Source organism: Luteolibacter sp. Y139, assembly GCF_038066715.1.
GTDB classification, from domain to species: domain Bacteria; phylum Verrucomicrobiota; class Verrucomicrobiia; order Verrucomicrobiales; family Akkermansiaceae; genus Haloferula; species Haloferula soli.
On sequence record NZ_JBBUKT010000003.1, the window covers coordinates 300,195 to 322,804 of the forward strand.

The following is a 22,610-nucleotide window of genomic DNA, read 5'->3' on the forward strand; positions in this document are numbered from 1 at the left end:
TCGCGGAACCCTCCGGCCGAATTTTCCTGAATAACCCACGACCCAATGACTGCTCCTTCCAGAAACCCCTTCTCCCGGAGGCTACCGTGGGCGGCGCTGCTGCTCTTGCCGCTTCTGGCGACCCCCTCCCCGGCAGTGGGTCCAGTCCGCGGGCGCGACCCATGGGCCTTCCGGCTGACCTTGGAAAACAAGACGCGGATGCTGGTGGCGGCCCTCCGCTCCGATCTCTGGGTGGCCTACAATCCGGCAAACGGCACGCTGCACAAGGTGTGGAACGGCGGGATCCAGTTCCGCGGCAAGGTCTGGGACTTCGGCCAGCAAAACTCGGCCACCACCGGGACGACCTACCACTTGCTGAAAAAGGCGTTCCTGTTTTCCGCGACCAACGAAACGATCATCCCCGCCGGTTGGTCGGCGACCGGAATCACCACCGGCACCTCGTGGAACCTCTCCACCGCCGCGGGGACGATGCTCGTCTCCCCCGCAGCCGACCTGCGGAATTACGATAACGTGATGCTCTCCTACCAGACCCCGGGCGGAGACAACCGGCTGCTGGTGGATGTCTCGAATGACAACGGCGCGACGTGGACCGCTCAGCAGTGGATGTCGATCGACGCCCCGGCAGCAGACGGGAACATGAAATTGGTCGAGGTCAACGGGCAGGCGGTGAAGGTCCGCTTCCGCCGCAATACCACCGGCTCCACCGCCACACTCGGAGATGTGCTGCTTTTCGGCGACTACCGTGCCTGGACCATGCAGACCGGCGGAAGCCCGGTCGCCATCAAGGTCGATTGGCGCGGCTACAAGCTGATCAACCACACCGATGGCATCGTGGTCCGCTACGACATGGTGCTGCCAGGCGGCGCACGCGTCGGCATCGAGGAACGCCCTGAGGCGATGACCGGGGCAAAATTGCAGCGGAAGTTCACGATCACCGGCATGCCTGCGAGCTCGCGCCTGTCGCTTGAAATCGATGGCAATGGCTATCAGGCCACCCACGCGGTGACCGGCGCGACGGCACTCCGCACCGAAGCCGGCGCGACCTTCCTGGATTTCACCACCAACGGTGACGCAACCCTCGAGACCACATGGACTCCTTGATTCGATTCGGTGCAGTCCTGGCCTGCTGTTTTGCAGGAGCCGTAGCCCAAACAACACCGGCGTTGAAACCCGGCGTCACGGTCTGGGTCTACGACACCGGCGCGGAAATGCGCGAGCTGCCGGTGCTGGTGGACGGCCAGACGCCGAACGTCTCGGCGGATTTCAATACCATCGATTTCAGCACCCCGTGGGCGAGCACCTATGGCCCCCCGCTGGCCGAGCACTACATCGGCCACGCCTGGGGACGCATGGCGATCACGACCGGCGGCACCTATGAATTCCGCCTGACCAGTGATGATGGCGCGAAGTGGTTCCTCGGCGACGACGCGGCACTGGTCATCGACAATAACCAAGCCGGCACCAACACCAAGACCGCCACGCTGAACCTGCTGCCCGGGACTATCCGATACTACATCGATTTCTACCAAAACACGGGCTCCTCGAAACTCCTGCTCGAGTGGAAACCACCGGGTGCCAGCGCCTTCGAAGTCGTCCCCGCCGGCGTGCTTCAGACCGAGGACGGCCTGACGCAGGTCACATCACCTGGACTCAAGAACTACTACTATCAGGACGGCGAAGGCGGCACTGCCGGCGGCCCGGGCGATGGACGTCCACTGGTCGGCGTGCACCCGAGCTTCGATCTGGTGAATTTCCGGCCCGCGAATTTCCACCCGGCGGTGGGCGGGCTCGATTTCCTGCCGGATGGTCGTCTTGCGGTCTCCACCTGGGACTCGACGGGCGCAGTCTATCTGCTGGATCACCTCGACAATCCGGCCGCGGTCACCGTGCATCGCTTCGCGGAAGGCCTCGGCGAGCCGCTCGGGCTCAAGGTCATCGATGGCATCATCCACGTGAGCCAGAAGCAGGAGGTCACCAAGTTGATCGACCTCGATGGCGACGACGTGGCGGACGAATACCAAGCCGTCGCCCACGGCTGGCCGGCCTCGTTCAACTACCACGAGTTCACCTTCAATCTGGTGCCGAAGGATGGCTTCCTGTGGGTGACCACCTCGGTGCCGCTGCGAAATGGCAGTACCGCGTATTTGCCCGGCTCGAAAGGCTCATTTCCCGTGCCGAATGGCCCCGGGTCCCTGTTGAAGATCGATCCGGTGGCAAGGACCTGGCAGGCCGTGGCCAGTGGCCTGCGCACGCCGAATGGTCTCGTCGCCGGCATGGACGGCGAGCTTTTCGCGGGAGACAACCAGGGTGACTGGCTGCCTTCATCGAAGATCAATCACCTCCAGCCCGGGAACTACTATGGTCATCGTGAAAACCCGGATGACACCCGCGCCTACACGCGTCCGGCGCTGTGGTTGCCACACGGGGAGATTTCGAACTCTCCCGCCCAGCCAACCTTGATCCCCACCGGCATCTATGCCGGGCAAATGCTATTCGCCGAGCTCACCCACGGCGGCGTGAACCGGGTCTTCATGGAAAAGGTCCGCGGCGAGTATCAAGGCGCCGTCTTCCAATTCACCCAGGGACTCGAGTCCGGCATGAGCCGCCTCGTCTGGGGCCCGGATGGCTCGCTCTACGTCGGCGGCCTCGGTGCCGGCGGCAACTGGAACTGGAAGAACACCACCTACGGCCTGCAGCGCCTGCGGCCGAATGGCAAGGTGACCTTCGAGATGAAGAGCATGCGCGCACGCGCCGATGGCTTCATCGTCGAGTTCACCCAGCCGGTGCCCTTCTCGGTGGCAGCCATCCCGGGGAACTACGTGCTCCAGCAGTATCGCTACATCCCCACCTCCACCTATGGCGGGCCGAAGAGCGACGTGGAAACGCTGACCGCGACCCGGGTGGACGTTTCGCTGGATCGCCGCAAGGTCTTCATCAAGATCCCCGGCCTCAAGGAAGACCATGTGGTCGCGCTTCGCCTGAAGGATTTCATGAACGACGCCCACGTCGCGCCGTGGGCGACCGAAGGATGGTATACCCTGAACCTCCTGCCCACCACCATGGGCGCGGACTTCGTGCCGATGGATCCCCCCGCCGAGCCCACCGCCCCGGTGCCTCTCCCGGGAGCCGCGATCTATGAAGGGGAGACCGCCACCCGTGTGGGACCCGTGGTCGCTTCCGGGAACGCAGGATTCACCGGCACCGGCTTCGCCGACTACGGCACCGCCATTGGCGAGACGCTCACTTGGAACATCACCGCCGACCAAGCGGGCCCGCACTGGATTTCCTTCCGCTACGCCAATGGCACCACCACCAACCGGCCGCTCTCTCTATCCGTGAATGGCACCGTGGTGAATTCCAGCATCCCCTTCGGACCCTCGGGCACCGTCTGGACCTCCTGGATCTACACCGACGGAATCAGCGTCAACCTCGTGGAAGGCCAGAATACGATCCGCCTGACCAGCACCATCACCAACGGCCCGAACATCGATCACCTCTACGTCTGCGGCCCGCCCGCCGCGGCCCCACCCGGAGCCGTGATGCTTTTCGACGGCACCGCTGCCTCCCTGACCAACAACTGGCGGCGCGACGCAAACAACGGCGCTCCCTCGTGGGGCGTCGCTGCGGGCGCCATGGGCGTGGCGATCAATCCGGCCCCGAACGACATCTCGACCATCGCTGGCTTCCGGGACTTCAAGCTTCACCTCGAATGGCTGTCGCCACCCGGCGGCACCGGCCAGGAAGCAGGCAATTCCGGCGTGAAACTCCAGCGCAGCTACGAGCTGCAAATCCTCAACACTCCGATCAGCCAATCCCTGCAAAACGATCTGGCCGGTTCCTTCTACCTGCAAAAGCAAGCCGACGTGAACGCCAGCCTCGGTGCGGGCGCATGGCAAAGCTACGATGTCGATTTCACCGCCGCCCGTTGGAACGGCGCGGTGAAGACCGCCGACGCCCGCGCCACTGTTCGCTGGAACGGCATGCTGGTGCATAACAATGTCGCAATTCCCGGCGCCACGGGAGAGTCTCCCGCTGAAGCCCCCGGGCTCCTACCCATCGTCCTCCAGGCCCACTCCAGCAGTGCCAGCGGTCCGGTTCGCTTCCGCAACATCTGGGTCATTCCGAAAGTGAGCCCTCAGGAGAAGTGGCAAGCGTGGATCGACGGCAGCGGCCTCCAGGGAGCCCAGCAGGATCCAAATGCCGATCCCGATGGCGATGGCATGAAGAACCTCTGGGAATACGCCACCGGCGGCAGCGCGACGGCGGGAGACATCCTCACAACGACTGGCGATTCACGGACTCCGCGGATGACCATGTTCAACGACTCGGAAGAGAGCTACCTCGAGTTCACCTTCGTGCGACGCGCGGACTTCCTGGACCGCGGACTGGATTTCCGGATCGAAACTTCGTCGACCCTCGGTCCGGACTCATGGACCTTCCGCTCCTCAAGCCTCGTCGGTCCACCCGAACCCGTCGGCGACGGCACTCTTGAAAAAGTGACCCTCCGCGTGGATGAGCCGGTCTCCGGCAGCCCGCAGCTGTTTGCTCGCTTGAGAGCGGAGATGCAGGAGTGAGTTGTTGGGGCGCAGGTGTCCGGCCGCTGTCAGCCCTCTTATTTCCTCATACGAAAAGCCTCGGAACGAATGGCTTGAAGTCGAAAGTTGTATGACTACTTTCGTCCCCGTGGACGGGGACGAGGAATTCTCCCATTATTCGGAGGACGACGTCCGTCGCCTCTACCCGATCCTTCGTGCCATGGCGGGAGAGCGCATGGCCTTCGAGCGGCCGGGGAATACCCTCCAGCCCACCGCCCTGGCCCACGAGGCCTGGCTGCGCATGCGCTCGAATGGCGACCAGAGCTGGAAAAACACCGCGCACTTCTTCACCGCCGCCGCGGAAACCATGCGCCGCATCCTCATCGACCGAGCGCGGCGCCGGAAGCGCGTGAAGCACGCCGGCGACTTGGAGCGCGTGCCCATGACCGCTGCCGAAGACGAGGCTCAGGACGAGGACGAACCCACGCTTCAGGTCAATGCGGCGCTGGAGAAACTGAAGAAAGTGAATCCTCCCCGGGCGCAGGTGGTGCTGCTGAAATTCTTCGGCGGCTTGACGAATCAGGAGGTCGCAGAAGAGATGGGCGTCACCGAGCGGACCGTGGAACGCTACTGGGCCTATTCAAAGACGTGGCTGTTCCGTGAAATTCGCGGGCAGCGCTGATTTTTGTCGGTTCCGGAGCTTGGAAATCGCCATCCTAAGAAACGCTTGAAGTTACTGCGACCACGGCGCGGAGAGCCATGACGGAGACGATAGATCCAGCTGACGAAGAAGAAACGGACTCGCTTGCCATCGAGAACGCGATCTTCGAGACGGCCATGCAGATCCCGGATCCGGTGCAGCGCCGTGAATTTCTCGAGCGTACCTTTCACGGTGATCCTCTGGGGAAGGAGAGCATGGAGGAACTTCTTGGTCTGGCCGGCACTTCATCCGCCTTTTTCCTCGAGAGCCGTATGCGGACCGCGGAACTCGCGCAGGAGATCATCGACGAACTTCCCGCTGACAAATTCCCCGTTCCTTCGGAGCCAGCATCGTTGGGCGAAACCGAAGGTGCCACGATCGACCGCTACACGCTGCTGCGGAAGATCGGCGAAGGCGGTGTCGGAGAGATCTTCGAGGCGCAGCAGGAGGGCATGGTGCGCACCGTGGCGATCAAGATCATCCGCAGCGGCATGGACACCGAGTCTGTCGTTTCACGCTTCGAGGCGGAACGCCAGACGCTGGAAATCATGGAGCACCCGAATATCGCGCGGGTGCTGGATGGCGGCAGGACCTTCCGCGGCCGCCCCTACTTCGTCATGGAGCTGGTCCGCGGGGCGCGGATCACCACCTTGTGCGAGACCCAGCAGCTCGACATCCCCAGCCGGCTGGAGCTCTTCATCGCCGTCTGCCAGGCGATCCAACACGCCCACCAGAAGGGCGTGGTTCACCGCGACATTAAACCTTCCAACATCCTCGTCGAAAGCATCGACGGCACCTTTGTCCCGAAGGTCATCGACTTCGGCATCGCGAAGGCCATCCAGGGTTCACCACGCGTTCGCGCGGGCATCACGCAGGTCGGCCAGTTCATCGGCACGCCTGCCTACATGAGCCCGGAGCAGATCGACATGGGCGGGATGGATATCGATACCCGCGCGGACATCTACAGCCTGGGAGCCTTGCTCTACGAGTTGCTCGCCGGGCGACCGCCATTCGATACCGAGCTGCTGCTGAAGAAAGGGATGACGGAACTGCGCCGCACCCTGATCGAGGACAATCCACCGCTGCCCTCCGACGTCGCACGGACTCCGGCGGAAGAAGGCAAGGGAAACGCCTTGCCGGGCCCACGAGAAAAGTGGGCGAACGCGCTGCATGGCGACCTCGACTGGATCGTCTTCAAGGCGATGGAGAAGGAGCGCAACCGCCGCTACCAGACGGTGAACAGCCTGGCGATGGACATCCGGCGCTACTTGCAGCACGAGCCAGTGATCGCACGCAAGCCGAGCCGCGGTTACTTCATGCGGAAGTTCTTCCAGCGGAACCGCGCGGCCTGCGTGCTCGGCGCATTGATGCTGGTCACGCTTGTTGCCGGCTTCGGCATCAGCACCGCACTCTACTTCAGGGAAAAAGACGCGCTCGCCGAGCAGGCTCGCCTCAAGCGGCAGGCCCAGGCGCGAGCGAATGTCTCGCGCGCTGCCATCCTGCTCAGCGAAGGCAATACCGCCGCAGCGGATCTCCTTCTCCGGCAAGACTCACTCGAATCGATCGAGGCATCACCCGAAGCGGCCGAAGTGTTCCGTTCCCTTGGCCGTTGGAATGCGGTCTACGGCCGCTGGGATCAGGCGGCCTTGTGCTTCCGCATGATGAACGAGGCCAACCGGCTGGGGGACCGCACCAAGGTCATCGAGGGCATCGACCTCCTGATGACCGCTCCCGCTTACTTGGAAACCGGTGACACCAAGGCCTATGCTGAATTCCGTACGGAAGCGCTCGATCGCTACGGTCCCGCGCAGAATGCGATGCAAGCGGAGCACCTGCTGAAGGTGTGCTTGTTGCAGCCAGCGGACCCGAAAATGTTAGAGCGCCTGGAAAGCTCCGCGAAGGCGATCCGTGACTTCAAACCCGGGACGCCCGGCCTGCCCGATTGGAACTCGCTCTCGATGACGCTCTTCCACTTCCGGAAGGGCAACTACGACGAAGCCATCAAAGAGGCGGACAAGGGCATGCACTTCAAGGACCCCTCCGGAAGCCGCATCGCCGCCATCCGGTGCATCCTTGCGATGTCCCATTTTAAACGCGGCAGTGTCCCCGAAGCGCGCACCAACTTGGAGAAAGCGAAGGCCGATCTCCAACGCGTTGAATCCCAAATCGATGACTCGGGATTCCCCCCGATCGGCACGTGGTTCGCGTGGGCGGTGGTGCGCATCCTGGTGCGCGAAGCCGACGCAATGATCGGTGTTTGAAGCAAAGCAGTATGACAAATTTTCCCCGCCTGAGGGAAAATATATGTCGGGTTGAACTAGGCGGAATCGCCTCTCGGAACTGAAGGCTGCCCCGTAGAGATCAGACGATCTCGGGGGCGGCTTTTTTACCCGCTAGATCCAACCCGAGAAACCTTGTGATCCAATCGAACTCTACCAAGCCGGGACTTATCCACGGCCTTGGCCTCGTCAGTATCGTCTTCCCACTAACGGCCTCCGCTCAATCGACATGGAATGGTGGCACCAGCGTCAACTGGAACGCCGCCGCCAACTGGAGCCCCGGCATTCCCGCCGCAGATGCGAACATCATCATCGCGGATACCACCACCAATGGTCTCACTCTCAATGATGGATCGCACTCGGTCGGCTCCATATCGGTGGGCACCACCGGCACGCGAATCAGCGGGTTCACGCTTTCGACGACCACCGCCAATAACCTGACCATCAAGGGAGATGTCACCGCGGCGGGTAACTTCACCGCGGGCATTGGCCTGCGCTTCCGTGGAAACACCACGATCGCGACCAACCAAACCTGGCAAGTCGGCGGTCAAGCGGGCAACCAGCTCGATGACCGTGGATTGGCCATCAATGAAGTCGCCAGCAGCGGAGTCGCCGGCTCACTCACGCTGAATGCGAATCTCTCCAAGTCGGGCACCGGCCAGCTCACCATCGGCACCGTCACCGTCACCGGCGTGGGCGACATCAACGTCAACGAAGGCGCTCTCAAGCTCAATGCCGGCGGCTCCCTGCCACTGACCATCGGCACGGTCGGGACCGGCAAGATCGCCGTCAACAACTCGGCCGCGCTGATCCTATCCCAGAACTCCGGCACCTTCGCCGTCACCCGTCCGATCCAGTTCAGCAACACTGCCAACCTCGTCACCGGCAGTGGAAGCAATAGCAAGACCGGCACGTTCGAGATCGCCTCGAACATCGCGTGGATCGGCACCAACCACACCATCACGAACAACCGCGACGCCAATAACTCCGGCCTCGTGAACTTCCGCCTCTCGGGCGTGATGTCCGGAACGGGTAACCTCAGCAAGGGCGGCCTCAGCGGACTCATCCTCTCCGGCACGGCAGCCAATACCCTCAGCGGAAACATCACCATCACCCAGGGCGAGCTCTCGCTCGATAAGACCGGCGTCATCGCCGTGCCCGGCAACATCACCGTCGCGGGTGGCACGCTCCGCATCAATCAGGCCAACCAGATCGCCGACGCCTCGGGCATCTCGGTGACCTCCGGTGCCATCGCCTACACCGCGGGCCGCGCCGAGACCATCGCCTCGCTGGCCATCAGCTCTGCCACCGCGTCTAACGTGTCCGGCCTCAACGTGACCGGTGCCACCACGCTCACCGGTGGCACCCATGACGTGAGTGCCAATCAGGCATTCACCACCAGCAGCCTCGCCATCTCTAACAACGCCGGCCTCCGCCTCGCCGGTGATGTCGCCGGTGCCGCCACGGCCAACTCCGGAGCGGGCGGGCTGAACTTGAACAGCGGCAAGCTGGTCTTCGAAAACAACACCGCCGCAGCCACCGGCCAGTTCAACCTCTCATCGGATCTCATCTCGACGGGTGCCAGCCAGTTCGTCGCGAACAACAACAACGGCTCACGCGTCATCAACCTCCAAGGAGCCTCCCGCGCGTTCACCATCAGCAGCGGCACTCTCGAAATCAGACCTGCCACCGAGGACGGCATCAACAGCGGACCTTCGCTTCAAAACGGCACCGTGGTGAAATCCGGCGCCGGCACGCTCGTCCTTTCCCAATCGACCTCCTCGGCTGACCTCTCGCTCACGGACGGCCCCGTTCAGGTCCGCTCTGAAGCAGGCGTCGGAAACTTCAACCAGTCCGGCGGCTCCCTGCTGATGGACATCGGCGGAGCAACTCCAGCCAAGCTCACCACCAGTGGCAACTTCTCCACGTCCGGTGGCACCATCGAGGTCTCCGCAGCGAACCTCGTCACCTTCACCGGCACCAGGGAACTCGTTCGCTACAATGGCAGCCTGACGGGAACTCCCGTCGTCAACATTCCCGCCGCCCTCGCGGGCAGCCGTGTGAATCCCGTGGTGAACTACGGCACTGGTAGTAATAGCGCCATCACCATCACCTCGACCGCACTTCCCATCGCACTGACGTGGAGCGGCTCGAATGGTGCCGTGTGGAACAACAACAGCACCGCCAACTTCAATGGCGGTCTCGAGAAGTTCTATCCGCTCGACTCCGTGACCTTCGGCGATGCGGCAGCGGCCAGCCTCTCCGTGGTGCTGAACACGCCCGTGTTCCCCACCGACGTGGCCTTCAATCACGGCAACACCACCGCCACCTACACGCTGTCCGGCACCGGCAGCATCAGCGGAGCGACCAAGCTCACCAAGGACGGCACCGGCACGACCATCCTCGCCACCGACAACAACTACACCGGCATCACCAACGTCCTCGCCGGCACGTTGCAGGTCGGCAATGGCGGCCTCACCGGCAGCCTCGGCACCGGCGCGGTCCAGGTGGCATCCGGAGCGAGTCTCAAGTTTGCCCGCAGTGGCTACGCCGTTGTCGGCAACTCCATCACTGGAGCCGGCATCATTGAAAACAGCGGCCCGGGAACGGTCGCCCTCACCGCTAACAACGACGCCTTCCTCGGCGGCGTGACCGTCAGCGGCGGAACACTCCAAGTCGGCGACGGCGGCGAAACCGGCTCCCTCGGAACTGTTGCCGTTGAAGTTGCCTCCGGAGCCACCTTCGCCATCAAGCGCGGCGGAACGGTCATCCCGAACATCGCGAACAACATCTATGGGGACGGATCCGTCGCCCTCATCGGTGGCAGCGCAAACCTCACTTCCTTCAATAGCTACAGTGGTGGCGTGTCGGTATCGGATGGAGGCGTACTGCGCACCGCCTTTGACGGACCACTGGGTCTATCTCCCTCCGAACTCGTTCCAAACGCCGTCCGTCTCACGAACGGTGGCTTGAAGAACCTGGATTCGGATACCGCTCTCGATCCCTTGCGCGGCATCGCCATCAGCGGCGAAGCCTACTTCACCGCCGGCTGGTCGAAGTCGCTGACCATCCCGGGCCCGATCTCCGGCACCGGCAACGTGTTCATCAACTACGATTCCGGAAAGGTCTACTTCACCAACGCCAACAACACCTGGAACGGCGCCCTGACGCTGGGTGGCATCAAGCCCGGATTCACCGGTGCCACCGGCGGCATCCTTGAAGTCAATGGCATCACCAATGGCGGCGTCGCCGGACCGATTGGTGCCGGCTCCGCTGACCCGGCGAACCTCGTCTTCAACGGAGGTCGCCTAGTCTTCAATGACAGCCTCGCTACTGGAGCCAACACCACCGACCGCGGGTTCACCGTGCAGGGCAGCGGCACCATCGAAGTCACTTCTCCGACCCTGACCATCACGGGCAAGGCAACGGGAACCGGTAACCTCACCAAGGCGGGAACCGGCAAGCTGGTTCTTGGCGGCAATAGCGACTTCATCGGCGAGAAGATCATCTCCGCGGGTACGGTGGTGGCCAAGTCCACCACCGCGTTCGGCGATACCGGCTCCTTCGTGCGTTTCACCGGCACCACCGGCGTGCTCGATCTGGCCACGAACTCCAGCGTCGCCGCTTATCCGGTCACGATTCCGGCCGGAAGCTCGGGCACCATCCTCTCGGACGTGGCCACTCCCGGTCCAGGCATCACCCACGTGCTCGGCAATGCCGATCTCTCCACGGTGACCCTCAATGTCGCCGCAGGTGAGAACGTGGCCGGTGGCGATCCGCGCATCGCCTTGACCAGCCTGGGCCTCGCCGCCGGAGCGGCTGGCACCACCACGCTGAATCCGACCACCGCGAACATCACCCTGGGCTCGGCTTCGATCTCGCCCGGCGGCAATTTCGCCAAGACCCTGGCACTCGGCGGCACCGCCGTGGCCAACCAGGTGACCGGCTCCATCACCGACGGGCTCAACGTCCTCAGCTTGACCAAGGTCAACAACAGCCTCTGGACGATCTCGGGTGACAGCACCTTCACCGGCAACGTGACAGTCGACGATGGCGTGCTTGTCGCGGCCCACACCAATGCCTTGGGAAGTGCCGCCAAGACCCTGATCATCGCCGGCGATGCTGCGACCAATCGCATCCCGGAGTTCCGCCTCACCGGTGGCATTTCTCCCACCGTGGCCAACGTGCAGATCTCGGGTGCCGGGGAAAACAACCTGACCGGAGCACTGCGCAACATCTCGGGTGACAACACGCTGAATGTGACCACGCAGGTGACGATGAGAACCGGTAACGGCAATACGACGCTCTACTCGGATGCCGGCACCCTCACCATCAACACTCCCCTGGTGACTGCCAATGCCACCGGCCGCGCCCTGACCCTGGCAGGTCCCGGCAATGGCGTGATCAATGGCGTGATCGCCAACGGTTCGACCGGCGCGCTGCCCGTCACCAAAAGCGGTACCGGCACGTGGACGCTCAATGGTGCCCACACCTATACCGGTGCCACCACGGTCAACGAAGGCGTGCTCTCGCTCAGCCAGATGGCCCTCAGCGACACCGCCCCGGTCACCATCGTGGCCGGTGCCGTCCTCAACCTGAACTTCAGCGGCACCGACCGCGTGGGTTCGCTCACCATCAATGGCGTGGCCAAGGCCGACGGCGTCTACAGCGCCTCCACCGACCCCGGCTACATCAGCGGTAGCGGCAGCATCCGCGTGGGCGCGGGTCCGGCCGGCTACAGCAGCTGGGCTTCCAGCTATCCCTTCACGGTCGGCGTGAACGATGGTCCGGAACAGGACGCCGACGGCGACGGCATCAGCAACGTGCTGGAGTACGTGCTCGGTGGCATCCCTGCCGGAGCCGGAGCGAACAACACCTCCATCCTGCCAACGGTGGCAGCAAGCGGTGCCAACGTGGTGCTGACCTTCCGCCGCAGCGATGTGTCGGAGACCGATGTCACGCTGAAGGTCCAGTGGTCCGATGGCCTCGGCACTTGGAATGACTTCGCCACTATCGGCGCAGGCGATGCCCTGCCCGCCGTGGACGTCACCGAAGATTCGCCGAATGCGAGCCTTGATACGGTGGTAGTCACCATTCCGAAGAGCACCACTCCAAGTGGCCACCTCTTCGTCCGCCTCCAGGCGACTAAGAACTAACCGTAGTCAGAGCACCTGACGCGCATTCCCAAGAGCTGCCGGAGCGATAGGCTCCGGCAGCTTTTTTCTGGGAGGCGGGGAGGAAAGCGAAATGGGGTTCACCTGTTCATCGCTGCCTCCGGCTTTCCGTGACGCGAGGAACACGGATTTTTTCTCCAGCCCGTAAACCAGGCCTCTCACGGAGCCGCCGAGAGCGCGGCATTCACCTCGGCCTCCCGCTGGCGAACTCTCGCGGCAGCGTCGACATCGCCCACGCCTTCCTGAGCCTGGCCCAGGAATCGCAGGCACCACGAGAGGTGATTGAGGCAGCCCTTGTGACCGGGCAGGGCCTTGGACTCCCGCTCGGCAATCCGCACCGCGTCCGTGAGATACGACACCGCTTCTTTGGAGCGGCCGAGTTTCTGCAAAGCAACTCCCATGCGGAAGGCGCTGTAAGAATACCCGCTGGTGTCCGGCCCTTCATTCCGGACCACATACTCATGCCACGCCGTGAAGTGCCGCAGCATCCCCTCCAGATCTCCGCGAGCCTCGGCATTCGACCCCAGCGACATATCGAGCTCCGCCAATTCGCGGGCATAGTCCGCACGATCGGGAGCACCGGCAACCAACTCCTGCAGCAGGGATTGGACTCGATGATATTCCTCGCCCGCCTCTTCCAGGCCACCCGTGTATCCCAAGGTATGCGCGACCGCGCGATGAGCCATGGCAAGCGCGTGAGTGGATTCCGCGCCGGGCTGCTGCTTCGCGAAAGCTTCAGCCTCGCCCAACAGATGCCGGGCATCTAACAGGGCATCGGAATATTTGCCCGTCGCCATGCGATGTTCGGACCTGTCCTGCCACGCCTCCATCACCCGTCGCGTGGCCTTGGCATCCTGCGGAGTCGCATTCCGGGCGAGCTCGGTCAGCGCGATCGCCTCGGTGTAAAGCTGGTCAGCTTCTGCACTCATCCCGCGCACGCCAATCACATCGCCCTTCACCACCAGCACGTCGGCGAGCTTCCGCGCCGCCACCGGGGAATGCCCGGACTCTTCATACACGCGGCGGAAATGCCCCACCGCCTTCTCCAACACAGACTCCATCGCACCGAGATTACCGGTCGGCTCTAGGCGTGTCCGTAAATCGGTGAGCAAGAATTGGATCAGGTCCGACATGCGCTGCTCCGCCGCTTCCGCCGCCGCTTGCTTCGCCTCGGCATCCTTTCGTGCCTTCCAAGCGACGATCGCACTGCCACCGGTAACCAAAGCGATCACCGCCAACAAACACATCACCCAAGCCCGCCGCACCATCTTACGTCGCACCGCTTGCTGCCGCAGCGCCTCCTGACGACGGCGATCGGCCGCATGCAAGAAAGCCTCGCGAAACTTCCCCGCGTCCGCAAATCGCCGCGCCGGATCCGTTTGCAAGGCGCGCAGCACCACGCTGTCGAAGGCGGCATCGACTTCCTCGCGCCGCAGCGACGGCGGATCGAAATTCCCTCGCGGCAACTCGCCGGTCAGCACTTCATAAGTCACCACACCCAAGCTGAAAACATCGCTCGCCGGCGACACCGCATGCGCCCGCGACAACTGCTCCGGCGCTGCGTACTCGATCGTACCCACCGTGGTCCCCACCCGCGTCAACCGCAGCGCCTCCTCCGCTTGCCCGGCTGTCACCGCCAGCCCGAAGTCCCCCAGCCTCGGCGGCCCTTCAGCGGGCAGGAAAATATTCGCCGGCTTGATGTCGCGATGCACGATTCCCAGCCGATGCGCCGCCTCCAAGGCCTCCGCCACATTCGCGATGAGCGGCACCGCTTCCTCCAAGGACAAGCGCCCGCGACTCAGCCGGGACGCGAGATCCTCGCCATCCACGAACTCCATCACGTAGTAAAGGTATCCCTCAGCCGTCTCACCGGCTTCATACACCCGCACCACACCGGGATGCTCCATTGAAGCCATCAGCCGTGCCTCATGACGGAATCTCGCTGTTAGTCCCGGCTCATTCGTCAGCGAGGGAGACAACACCTTGATCGCCACCCGGCGTTGCAGATCGCGCTGCACCGCCTCGAAGACCGTACCCATCCCGCCCCGGCCGACCAACCGCCGCACCTCATACGCCGGCAACATCGAGCCGACCTCCTCCGCACTCAGCGGAGGCTCCGCTCCTACGCCCGCCGTGGTCTCCGGACGGAACCCCACCTCCAACAATTCCAGCGGGTCGATGCCCGCGGGCAACGAGTCCTCGCCCGGAAAAGGCAGCAGCGGAGGGTCCATATGAGGCATCATCGCGACTTCCCGCCATCCGTGACCTTGAAAAGCATTCTTGTCAGTCCAATATCATGACGTCCGCCTGCGCTGCTTGATGTTCACCCAGGAAACCCACGCCGCCTTTCCGCCCACCCGGTGGAGTCTGGTCGTGTCGTCACGCGACAACGACCACGGCGCGCTTGAGGAACTCTGTCGCCTCTATTGGCCCCCGCTATATTCCTTCGGACGCCGCAGCGGCCTCACCATTGAGGACGCGCAGGACCTGACCCAACGATTCTTCCACGACCTGTTGGAAAACCGCGCCGCACTGCTTGAGAAAGCCGATCCCGGCGGCGGGCGGCTCCGCACCTTGTTTCTGAAAGTCCTCCAGCGCCGCATTGCCGACCATCACCGGCATGCCACCCGCGAAAAGCGCGGCAGCGGCCAAGTCGTCTCGCTCGATACCGAGGCGGCCGAGGCCGGGCTCCGCGCCGTCGCTCCCGGGATTTCCGCCGAAGCCGTCTTCGACCGCCACTGGGCGCTTCAGGTGCTCCACCTCGCCCTCGCCCGCTTGGAACTCGACTTCGCCACTGCCGGCCGCTCCCACCATTTCACCGCGCTTGTCCCGTTTCTCGGCCTCGGTGCCGATGACGCCTGCTACCGGACTCTCCGCGACACGCTGAATCTGGACGAAAGCCGCGCCCGCCAAGCCGTCCATCGTTTCCGCGACCGTTTCCGCCGCCACCTCCGCGACGAAATCGCCGAAACCATCGCCACCGATGACGACGAGGCGATCGACCGCGAGCTCAATGACCTGCGCGCAATTTTGAGCCGCGCCTCCTAGGATTCGTTTCCTAGGAAAATTGAATCTGTCATACAGATGATTTCGCCCGCTTAATTGGCGAAATTCCACAAGCCAATCACGTTTGATTTGTGGAACTTGCGAGAACCCATGAGCCCCAGAACCCTGCTTTGCCTCGCGGCAATGACCCTCCCCGCGATGGCCACCCACCCGGTCGGCAACATCAACCGCTACCTCTCGAACTCCGCCCGCACCGACCTGATCGGGCAGGACATGTGGACGACCTTGAAGGAGCTTTCCGACGACCGAGTCAACAAACCCGACCAAGTCACCTCGGGAATGCCGCAGCTGCCACAGGAAAACTGGGGCCACCCCCAGCTCGGCATGCAGGGCGTCTTCTGCGCCGGTCACCAGACACCGGTCCAGAATCTCGTCTCGGTCCAGACCAGCGAGAAGCTCGTCGTGACCCGCCATCAATGGACGCCCGCGTGGTCAGCCACCTACTACCGTGCGTTGCCCAGCGGCAAGCCCGGCGCCTCGCCGCTCGCCGGTCCGCTTTCGATCAAGGAGACCAAGTGCATCACCCCGGAAGACGTCTTCGTCGCCGAGTTGGAGATTCTCAATGACGAGCGCTCCGCCATCACCGTCGATCTCGAACTGATCCATCCCGAGCTGAAAGCCGATGGCACTGGCAAGGTCACCTTCACCGCCGTCACCAATGTCGGCGGCATCGCGAAGGAAAAGGGCAAGGGCTGGGAAATCAATGGCAGCGGCTGGCTGGCATCAAAGGGCGACCTCACGCTTGGAAAGGCACTCAGTCTTCCTCCGCAAAAGACACTGAAGGTCCGCTACGCCTTCGCGGTCGATCACGTCAGCACCACCGATTCGAACGACCGGGTAAACGCTGCCCTAACAGAAGCCGATCCTTTCAAGCGCAACGAAACCTCCTTCAACGCGTGGTATGAGAAAAATGTCCCGGAGTTCTCCACGACCGACCCCGACATCCTCAAGCTCTACTACTACCGCTGGTTCCTCGTGAAGCGGTCCATCCACGACCCGAAGAACTTCATCGCCGGTCACCCCTACAAGCGACCCTCCATCTACGAGAGCCCGATTGGCGATTGGTTCTGCGCCGTCATCGGCCTTCCCATACCCGTTCAGATCCAAGAGACCCGCTGGCTGCGCGACATCACGCCCGGCAAGAACCAGATCCTCAACTGGGCCGAGAACGTCCACCACCAGTATCGCGACTATCTGCAGTTCACGCCGGCCGCGATGTGGAACTTCTACAAGATCCATCCCGATCCCGAGATCCGCGCCGCCGTCGCTCAACCGGCCACCGACTACGCGTGGAAGGACGTGCCCGTCCACGGCCAGCCGCAGCTCCCCGTTCAGGAAGGAAGCTGGCCGACCGGTGCCGAGTATCAGCCGAATTTCTATCAGTTCACCAAGCCCGATGCCTGGGACTGGCGCCATGACGTGCAGGGCCACTCGCAGGGCTTCCCTTACGCCAAGTCCGTGCGCCTCGACAAAGCCGCCTTCACCATCGCCAACCTCTACGGCGCCGCGAACTTCATGGAGGAACTCGGCAATACCAAGAGCTTCACCGACAGCCGCAACCAGGCCGACCGGATGCTGAAGACCATCGAGGACAAGCATTGGAAGGATGGCTTCTTTTACTCCGCCGAGCCCGACTCCTACGCGCTCGCTGACCAAGCCGCCTGCTACGACGGCTTCCTGCCCTTCCTCTTCGGCATGGAGAAGAAGCCGCAGTTCTTCACTGCCTTCGACAAGTTCTTCGACCCCGCTTGGTTCTGGACGGACTACCCGATCACAACCGTCGCGAGGAACAACCCGATGTACTGGACCGGCAACGCCATCGCCGGCCCCACCGCATCCAGCATTGCGCAACCTCACGGCTATCCCTGCTGCTGGAATGGCCCCATGTGGAACTACAACAACAGCGCCATGTGCGAGGCACTCGGCTCCGTCGCCACCTCACCCGGCGGCGAACGCTACCGCGATGGCTGGCTCGAATTCCACCGCCGCTGGTCCGACAGCCACTTCGTCTACGGCGACCGCTCGGTGCCCTGCGCCATGGAGCACCTGCGCCCGACCGATGCCTCGAACTTCCGCCGCCAAGTGGTCGACTATTTCCACAGCGCCTGGCTCGACTCCACCTTCAGTTACTGGGCCGGCATCCGCGTGACGGACAAACGCGACAAGGTCATCTTCGACCCGCTGACCAAGGAAGACTTCGAGCTGAAAAACGTCCCCGCTGGCGGCAAGGAACTGACCTTCGTGCAGGAAAACGGCACCCGCCGCGTATTGGACGCCGCGGGAAAAGTCCTCGCCGAAGGAACAGCCGCGCTGGAAGTGAAGTAGTCTAGCAAGCCGATGCCCACCGACCCTCCGGGAGCCGCCGAACAGGTGACCCTCATTCTCCACGCCATCCGGCGCGGGGAAGGTGGGTCGTCGAAGGATTTGCTCCCGGTGGTCTATGAGGAACTCCGCCGGCTGGCCGTCGCGCGAATGGCTCAGGAAGCCGCCGGCCAAACCTTGCAGGCCACCGCGCTGGTGCACGAGGCCTGGCTGCGGCTCGTCCACGATGGCGACCGGACCTGGCAAAACCGCGCGCATTTCTTCGGCGCCGCCGCCGAGGCAATGCGCCGGATCCTCATCGAAAACGCCCGCCGCAAGTCCCGCCTCAAGCGCGGCGGCAATCTCGTCCGCGTGGACATCGGCGATGTCGAACTCGTCGACACCACGCCGGATGAAAAGATCCTGCTCATCAATGACGCGCTCGAACAGATGGAAGCGAGCGACCCGGAAAAAGCACGCGTGGTGGTCATGAAATTCTTCGGCGGCATGACCAATCAGGAAGTCGCCACCAACCTCTCCGTCACCGAGCGCACCGTCGAACGGCACTGGGCCTTCGCAAAGGCATGGCTCTATCAGACCATACAAAGCCAGACCGAAGCGCCATGACCTGGACCGGCCCCAGCGAGGAAACCCTCTTCGAAGTCGCCGGCAGCTTGGCCCCGGACGAGCGCAGCGCCTATCTGGAGAAACAATGCTCGGATAGCGCGATGCGGGAGCGCGTCGAGTCCCTGCTTCATGCGCAGGAAGCCGCTGAGGATTTCTTCCACCAAACGCTGTGCGAACTCCCACCGCTGATCCGCGAGGCCGGCGACCTTTCCTACGCCGAGGAAAAACCCGGCGCGATGATCGACCGCTACCGGGTGTTAGAGAAAATCGGCGAAGGTGGCTGTGGTGTCGTCTACATGGCCGAGCAGGTCCACCCCGTGCGCCGCCAGGTCGCACTGAAGGTGATCAAGCTCGGCATGGACACCCGCTCGGTGATCACGCGCTTCGAGGCCGAGCGCCAAGCACTCGCGATGATGGATCACCCGCACATCGCAATGGTCCTGGATGCCGGTGCCACCGACTCCGGACGCCCCTACTTCGTGATGGAACTCGTCCGCGGGCCGAAGATCACGGACTACTGCGACGAACATCGACTCGATACAAGGCAACGCCTCGCGCTCTTCATTCAAGTCTGCCAAGCGATCCAACACGCCCACCAAAAGGGCGTCATTCATCGCGACATCAAGCCGTCCAACATCCTCGTCACGCTCCACGACGGCGTGCCGCTGCCGAAGGTCATCGACTTCGGCATCGCCAAGGCCACCGAGGCCGTGCTCACCGACAAGACGCTGCTCACCGCCTACTGGCAGCTCATGGGCACACCCGCCTACATGAGTCCCGAGCAGGCGGAGATGAGCGCGCTCGACGTGGACACGCGCAGCGACATCTACAGCCTCGGCGTCCTGCTCTACGAACTGCTCACCGGCAAGACTCCCTTCGATGCCGATGACCTCCTGAAGTCAGGCGTCGATGAAATGCGCCGCCGCCTCCGCGAGACCGATCCACCTCGACCGTCAAAACGACTCAACGCCCTCACTGCCGTCGAACTCGCCAAGGCCGCGAAGGAACGCCACGCAGAATCGCCGAAGCTCCTCTCGCAGATCGGCGGCGATCTCGACTGGATCGTGATGAAGGCGCTCGAGAAAGATCGCACGCGCCGTTACGAAACCGCCAACGGCCTCGCGCTCGATGTCCAGCGCCACCTCGACCACGAGCCGGTCATCGCCCGTCCGCCATCGGCATTCTATCAGTTTCAGAAACTCGTCCGGCGGAACAAAGCCCTCTTCGCCACGGTCGGTGCGGTCGCGATCTCGTTGTTGATCGGACTCGCCGTATCCTCGTGGCTCTATTTGCGTGAACGCGAAGCACGCGAGCGAGCGGTGCATGCGGAACAACTCGAAACCGAACTCCGAAAACAAGCGGAAGAGGGCCGCGCTGCCGAAACGTTGCTACGCGAGCAAGCGGAGACCCGCGAGAAGATCACCCAGGCAGTGATCGCCGTGCGCTACGGCAACCACGCCGCCGCCGATGCCATGGCTCGCGACCTAAAGGTCACCAAAGCCACCCTCGAAGGTGCCGAGATGTTCCGCACCCTTGGCGAATGGCACGCCTACCACGGCCGCTGGAAAGAAGCCGCCGCACGCTTCTCCTCCCTGCTTCAGGTCAACCAGCTCGAGTTCAAGGACCAGCCGTCCCTCGACTATGTCCGCGCCAGCGCCGCGTGGATCGAACTCGGCGACATGGCGGGCTACGATGACTTCCGCCACGCGATGCTCTCGCGCTACGCCAGCTCCAGAGACCCCATTTCCGCCGAGCGCACCATCAAGTGCTGCCTGACCCTGCCGGCCAGCTCTGCAATGCTGAAAGAATTGCTTCCTCTGTTAGAGGTATCAATCCGCTCGTTCGACGGAGCCAACGAAGAGCTGGCCACCTACGACCAAGCCACCCGCCTGACCTGGCGGATGCTTTCGATCGCGCTGATGGAGTATCGCCTGGGTCATCACGAGCAGTCCATTGTGTGGGCACGGCGCTGCATCGCATTCCGCGAAAAGCTGCCAACCCGGCTGGCACTCGGCCACGCGTTGCTCGCCATGGCGCTGCATGCCCAGCACCAGGAAGATCAGGCCATTTCAGAACTCACGGCGGCCCGTGACATCGTGTCCGAACATTTCGACGAAGTCACCGCCTATGGCTGGAACGAAGACTATCATTGGTTCGATTGGGTGCTAGCCCGCATCCAGCTGCGCGAGGCGGAAGCCTTGATCAATCCACGATGAACATGAAGTTGCTCCACGGCATCCTCTTCCTTTTCGGCCTCGCCTTCGCTCTCGAGGCAGAGGAGCCAAAGCGCCCGAACATCCTGTTCATTTTCGCCGACGATTGGGGGCGCTACGCCAGCATCTATCATAGGAACAGCTCGCCTGGTTCCCCGCTTTCCGCACTGAATGAATTCGTCCGCACGCCCAACTTCGACGAACTCGCCTCCAAGGGCGTGCTGTTCCGAAATGCCCACGTCAATGCCCCCTCCTGCACGCCCTGCCGCAGCTCGCTACTATCCGGGCAGTACTTCTGGCGCACCGGCCGTGGAGCCATCCTGAGCGGAGCGCACTGGGATCCTTCTATCCCGTCCTACCCTCTGCTGCTGCGCGATTCCGGCTACAGCATCGGCAAAAGCTACAAGGTCTGGGGCCCCGGCGAGCCAACCGATGCCCCCTTCGATGGCCAACGCTACGCCTATGAAAAGGCCGGCAAGCGTTTCGGCCAATTCTCCGAACAGGTCACCAAGCTCGCCGCAAACGGCAAATCGATCCCGGAAGCCAAGGAAGTCCTGTTCAACGAAGTCCGCGGCAACTTCCACCAGTTCCTTGCCGATCGCGATCCCGTAAAGCCATTCCACTACTGGTTTGGCCCCACCAATACCCATCGCTCATGGCAGCAGGGCAGTGGAAAGGCGCTCTGGAACATCGACCCCGACCAGCTGAAGGGGAAGATCCCGCCCTTCCTTCCGGACGTTCCCGAAGTCCGCGAGGACTTGGCCGACTACCTCGGTGAAGTCGCCGCACTCGATGGCGCCATGGGCGTATTGCTCGATGAGCTCAAGAAGACCGGCGATTACGACAACACCCTCATCGTGATCAGCGGCGATCACGGCGCACCCGGCTTCCCGAATGGAAAGTGCAATCTCTACACCTTCGGCACCGGCGTCTCACTCGCGATCACCGGTCCCGGCGTGAAAGGCGGACGCGTCGTCGATGATTTCGTCAATCTCGTCGATCTCGCACCCACGTTTCTGGAGACAGCGAACGTGAAGATCCCGGAAGTAGTCACCGGCCATAGCCTGTGGCCGCTGCTTCGCTCGGAAAAATCCGGCCAAGTCGATCCCGAGCGCACGTGGACCGTCACCGGCCGCGAGCGCCATGTCGACAATGCGCGCGAGGGATCTCTCCCCTACCCGCAGCGGGCCATCCACTCCGGCCAGTATCTTTACATCATCAATTTCAAACCCGACCGTGATCCACTCGGCGGCTATGAAGCTCTCGACAAGGAAAAGGGCGTCACACCCGAGCGTATCCTGAAGGACACCCGCGTCGCCCTCGGCGACATGGACGCCGGACCAACGAAGTCGTGGTTGGTCGCGAATCGCCATACCGACTTCGGCAAGCCCTACTTCGACAAGACCTTCGGCAAGCGGCCCAAGGAGGAGCTCTACGATCTCGCCAAGGATCCCTTCGAGACCACCAACGTCGCCAAGGACCCCGCCTACGCCGAGATCCGCGGCCGTCTTGAAAAGAAGCTCTTGGATGAGCTAAAGCGCAGCGGCGACCCGCGGTTGGAGAACGATGGAGCGTTCTTCGAGAATCCGCCGATGTCGGGCCCAGTACGCTGAGGAGCTCGCAATCTCAAAACCGGCACTCCCGGGGACCGCAAAAATTTTTCGCCGGGGCATGTCGGGTCCCCGTCGGGAGATGGCGCATTGAGCTTGGCCCCA

The 22,610-nt window shown here is 63.0% G+C and carries 10 protein-coding genes and 2 pseudogenes; 11 read left to right on the forward strand and 1 reads right to left on the reverse strand.

Going from position 1 to position 22,610, the window contains the following annotated elements; genetic code table 11:
• Window positions 1–45 precede the first annotated feature (45 nt).
• The 6 genes and pseudogenes from WKV53_RS09700 to WKV53_RS28695 all read left to right on the forward strand — a co-directional run.
• Window positions 46–1,101, forward strand: coding sequence for a hypothetical protein (locus tag WKV53_RS09700; protein WP_341404374.1), 1,056 nt, complete (start codon window positions 46–48; stop codon window positions 1,099–1,101).
• A 62-nt stretch (window positions 1,102–1,163) separates the two neighbouring features.
• On the forward strand, window positions 1,164–4,574 hold the full coding sequence (locus tag WKV53_RS09705; protein ID WP_341404375.1) for a 3-keto-alpha-glucoside-1,2-lyase-like domain-containing protein: 3,411 nt from the start codon (window positions 1,164–1,166) through the stop codon (window positions 4,572–4,574).
• 91 nt (window positions 4,575–4,665) lie between these two features.
• Window positions 4,666–5,217, forward strand: coding sequence for an ECF-type sigma factor (locus WKV53_RS09710; RefSeq protein WP_341404376.1), 552 nt, complete (start codon window positions 4,666–4,668; stop codon window positions 5,215–5,217).
• 77 nt (window positions 5,218–5,294) lie between these two features.
• Window positions 5,295–7,496 carry a serine/threonine protein kinase gene (locus tag WKV53_RS09715; RefSeq protein WP_341404377.1) on the forward strand — a complete coding sequence of 734 codons (2,202 nt, stop codon included), beginning with the start codon at window positions 5,295–5,297 and terminating at the stop codon, window positions 7,494–7,496.
• A gap of 1,889 nt (window positions 7,497–9,385) precedes the next feature.
• A pseudogene (locus tag WKV53_RS28690) lies at window positions 9,386–11,572 on the forward strand (beta strand repeat-containing protein); the annotation flags it as partial.
• A gap of 399 nt (window positions 11,573–11,971) precedes the next feature.
• Window positions 11,972–12,670 (forward strand): annotated as a pseudogene (locus tag WKV53_RS28695) (autotransporter-associated beta strand repeat-containing protein); the annotation flags it as partial.
• A 176-nt stretch (window positions 12,671–12,846) separates the two neighbouring features.
• Here WKV53_RS28695 and WKV53_RS09725 read toward each other — a convergent pair.
• Entirely contained in the window at window positions 12,847–14,919 is a 2,073-nt protein-coding gene (locus tag WKV53_RS09725; RefSeq protein ID WP_341404379.1) for a serine/threonine-protein kinase, read from the reverse strand.
• A 49-nt stretch (window positions 14,920–14,968) separates the two neighbouring features.
• On the opposite strand from WKV53_RS09725, the gene WKV53_RS09730 reads away from it, so the two are divergent.
• The 5 genes from WKV53_RS09730 to WKV53_RS09750 all read left to right on the forward strand — a co-directional run bounded on the left by WKV53_RS09730 (window position 14,969) and on the right by WKV53_RS09750 (window position 22,508).
• Window positions 14,969–15,736 carry an RNA polymerase sigma factor gene (locus WKV53_RS09730; RefSeq protein WP_341404380.1) on the forward strand — a complete coding sequence of 256 codons (768 nt, stop codon included), beginning with the start codon at window positions 14,969–14,971 and terminating at the stop codon, window positions 15,734–15,736.
• A 108-nt stretch (window positions 15,737–15,844) separates the two neighbouring features.
• Entirely contained in the window at window positions 15,845–18,079 is a 2,235-nt protein-coding gene (locus WKV53_RS09735) for an MGH1-like glycoside hydrolase domain-containing protein (RefSeq protein ID WP_341404381.1), read from the forward strand.
• A gap of 12 nt (window positions 18,080–18,091) precedes the next feature.
• Window positions 18,092–18,682, forward strand: coding sequence for a sigma-70 family RNA polymerase sigma factor (locus WKV53_RS09740; protein WP_341404382.1), 591 nt, complete (start codon window positions 18,092–18,094; stop codon window positions 18,680–18,682).
• A complete protein-coding gene (locus tag WKV53_RS09745) occupies window positions 18,679–20,898 on the forward strand; it encodes a serine/threonine protein kinase (protein WP_341404383.1) in 2,220 nt (739 codons plus the stop codon). Before WKV53_RS09740 ends, WKV53_RS09745 begins: the two co-directional genes overlap by 4 nt.
• 2 nt (window positions 20,899–20,900) lie before the next feature.
• Complete coding sequence (locus WKV53_RS09750; protein ID WP_341404384.1) at window positions 20,901–22,508, forward strand: sulfatase family protein; 1,608 nt, start codon at window positions 20,901–20,903, stop codon at window positions 22,506–22,508.
• The last annotated feature ends 102 nt before the right edge of the window (window positions 22,509–22,610 follow it).